Genomic DNA, 3157 nt, shown 5'->3' on the forward strand with positions numbered 1-3157 from the left:
GGGCGGGGCGGGGGCGGGCGGGCGGCCCGCCGCCCGCCGCGGGGCGGCGGGGCGCGCCCCCCCCCCGCGGGCGGGGGGGGGGGGGGGGGGGGGGCCCCCCCCCCCCCCCCCCCACGACGCGGTCACAGCTCGACGACCGGGGTGCTCACCGCACCGCCGGCGCCGTCGGCGCGGCGCACGACGAGGCTCGCCGGGCCGCGGTCCACGGCGTCGAAGACGAACCGTCCGTCCTCGTCGCTCGCGGTCTCGCTCACGGTGCCGGGGCGGTGCAGCTCGACCCGCAGCGCGGTCGCCGGGGCGGCCCAGCCGTCGATGCGGACGCGCCCGTCGTCCGTCGCCGACAGCGAGATCATCACCGTGACGGACTCGGACGTGAACGTGATGGTGCGCGCCTCGACCGGCGGGGCGTCGCCGCGCACGGACATCTCCGGGACCTGGACGTACTCCAGCTCCATGACCTCGGCCTCGAGGCCCGCGAGCGTGATCGCGAACAGGGACCGCTCGACGAGGCCGTCCGGCACGGGGTCGATCTCCTCGGCGATGCGCGCGAGGTCCGCGAGCAGGGCGAGGTCGACGGCGTCGAGGGGTTCGTCCGGGCTGTGCGTCGGCTCGGTGCTCATGATGCTTCCCACGATTCCCCCTGGTCGTCGATGATGTCGCGGAGCTTGGCGAGGCAGCGGCCACGCGTGGAGCCGATGCTCCCCACCGGCATGCCGATGGCGGCCGAGATGGCCTTGTAGTCGGGTCGGTCGGCCAGCGACACGAGCTGCAGCAGGCGGCGGCAGCGGTCGGGCAGCCGGTCGAGAGCGGCCCACAGGATGCGGTCCCGCTCGTTGCGGAGCACCTCGACGTCGGGCGTCGGGTCCCCCGAGGGGAGCTCCGGGACGCCCTCGTCGGTGTCGTCGGGGAGCTCGGTGCGGCGTCGCACCTCGTCGCGGTGCTTGCGCACGGCCTCCCAGGCCGCGCGCTTCGCGGTGATGAGCAGCCACTTGAGGACGGCGTGGGGCTCCTTGATGGTCATCGCGTTGCGCACGAGCGCGACCCACACGGTCTGCACGATGTCGTCCGCCTGCTCGCGGTCGACGCCCTGCGCGCGGACCGTGTGCCACAGCAGCGGCGTGGCCTCGCGCACGAAGTCGCCCAGGGCCTGCGGCCGGCCGTCACGGTACTCGAGGAGTGCGAACGCGCCGCGGTCCCCCAGGCTGAGGCCCGGTTCGTCGGTGTCGGGAACCTCGTCGGTGGTTCTGGTCATGGGGGGCACTGTCCTCGGCACGCTCGTCCGGTCAGGCATCGGCGGGGGGTCCCCGGAAGCGCCTGATTCTACGGCCGGGCCGGTGGGGTCGACAACCATCGTCACTGGTCACGCCCCTCTCGGCTCGTGCGGCTCGGTCCCATCTCGCTCCTTCGACGTGGCGGGCGGGAGCACCGGGGTCGACGCTCCTCCACCCGGACGAGAGGGACGGGTCGCGTCCGTGATACATCGGGCGGCACGGAGATCTCGCACACCCCGCGCGCTCGCTCCGGGCCGGCGCCCGGCTACGCGTTCTCCCGTACCCGGTCCGGCCAAGTGCCGGGTATTCCCTCATGCCACGGCGGCGCCCTGGCTCCTAGCGTCGAGACGACCCCTGCACCCACCGCGGGTGCGGACCGGCGGCCGCGACGTCGCGGCACGCCCGAGCACGAGGAGCACTTCCGTGACCACGATCCCTCCCGGCCGCACGCGCGGCCGCACCCGGCGCGCCCTGCGCACCCTCGCCACCGCGGTCGCCGCCGTGGCCGTCGCCGCGGGCGGAGCGCTCGCCGCGGCGCCCGCGACCGCGACGCCCGCTCCGGCGACCGCCCCGGCCGCCGCGACGTCGAGCAGCCCGCAGTGGCTCACCGGCTACTGGCACAACTTCGACAACGGCTCGGTGACGATGCGCCTGTCGGAGATCCCCCAGGCGTACAACCTCGTCGCGATCGCGTTCGCCGACAACCTTGCCGGGACCCCCGGCGGCATCACGTTCAACCTCGCGAGCGCGGAGCTCGGCGGCTACACCGAGGCCCAGTTCAAGGCCGACGTCGCCACGATCCGCTCGCAGGGCCGCAAGGTCGTCCTGTCCGTCGGCGGTGAGAAGGGCAACGTCGTCGTGTCCAACGCGACCGAGGCGAAGAACTTCGCGGACACCGCGTACGACCTCATGCAGGAGTACGGCTTCGACGGCGTCGACATCGACCTCGAGCACGGCATCAACGCCACCTACATGTCGAGCGCGCTGCACCAGCTCGCCGCGAAGGCGGGCCCGGACCTCATCCTGACGATGGCGCCCCAGACCATCGACTACCAGGCGCCGAGCATGGGGTACTACCAGCTCACGCTGGCGATCAAGGACATCCTGACGATCGTCAACACGCAGTACTACAACTCGGGCTCGATGATGGGCTGCGACCAGCAGGTCTACGGGCAGGGCACGGTCGACTTCCTCACCGCGCTCTCGTGCATCCAGCTCGAGATGGGGCTGCGCCCGGACCAGGTCGGCATCGGCGTCCCCGCCGTGCCGCAGGCCGCGGGCGGCGGCTACCAGCCGCTCGCGAACGTCGTGAGGGCCGTCGACTGCCTCGAGGTCGGCACGGGGTGCGGATCGTTCCGCCCCGCCACGCCGTACGGCACGATCGGCGGCGTCATGACCTGGTCGATCAACTGGGACAAGACGAACGGCTACGAGCTCGCCTCGGTCGTCGGCGCGCGCCTCGCGAGCGGTCCGACCGACCCGACCGACCCCACGGACCCGACCGACCCCACCGACCCGACCGACCCCACCGACCCGACCGACCCGACCGACCCCGGCGAGTGCACCGCACCCGCGTGGTCGGCGTCGGCCGTCTACACGGGCGGCAACCGCGTCTCCTACCAGGGCCGCACGTACGAGGCGAAGTGGTGGACGACCAACGAGAACCCGACGCAGAGCGGGCAGTGGGGCGTCTGGAAGGACCTGGGCGCCTGCTGACACCTCCCCGCCCCGGGGAGGTCTGATCCGGGGCACGACGCAGACGACGACGGCGCGGCCCCCCCCGGGGGGGGCGCGCCGGCGGGCGGGGGGCCGGGGGGGGCGACCCCCCCCGGCGGGCAGGCCGGCGGCGGGCGCGGGCACCAGGCCCGTAGAGGCGTTTGGAAGGT

3 protein-coding genes are annotated in these 3157 nt (G+C 74.1%); 1 reads left to right on the plus strand and 2 read right to left on the minus strand.

Annotated elements, in window-relative coordinates:
• Window positions 1–122: 122 nt before the first annotated feature.
• Window positions 123–620 carry a hypothetical protein gene (locus tag GYH36_RS18940; protein ID WP_024840301.1) on the minus strand — a complete coding sequence of 166 codons (498 nt, stop codon included), beginning with the start codon at window positions 618–620 and terminating at the stop codon, window positions 123–125.
• Window positions 617–1252: an RNA polymerase sigma factor gene (locus GYH36_RS18945; RefSeq protein ID WP_024840300.1), complete on the minus strand. Its 636-nt coding sequence runs from the start codon at window positions 1250–1252 to the stop codon at window positions 617–619. Before GYH36_RS18945 ends, GYH36_RS18940 begins: the two co-directional genes overlap by 4 nt.
• Before the next feature lie 442 nt (window positions 1253–1694).
• Between GYH36_RS18945 and GYH36_RS20155 the strand changes: the two genes are divergently transcribed.
• The gene (locus GYH36_RS20155; RefSeq protein WP_203232048.1) at window positions 1695–2987 is read left to right on the plus strand and encodes a glycosyl hydrolase family 18 protein; all 1293 of its coding nucleotides are present in this window, start codon (window positions 1695–1697) and stop codon (window positions 2985–2987) included.
• Window positions 2988–3157 lie beyond the last annotated feature (170 nt).

It is taken from the genome of Cellulosimicrobium composti, assembly GCF_010287905.1.
Classification (GTDB): domain Bacteria; phylum Actinomycetota; class Actinomycetes; order Actinomycetales; family Cellulomonadaceae; genus Cellulosimicrobium; species Cellulosimicrobium composti.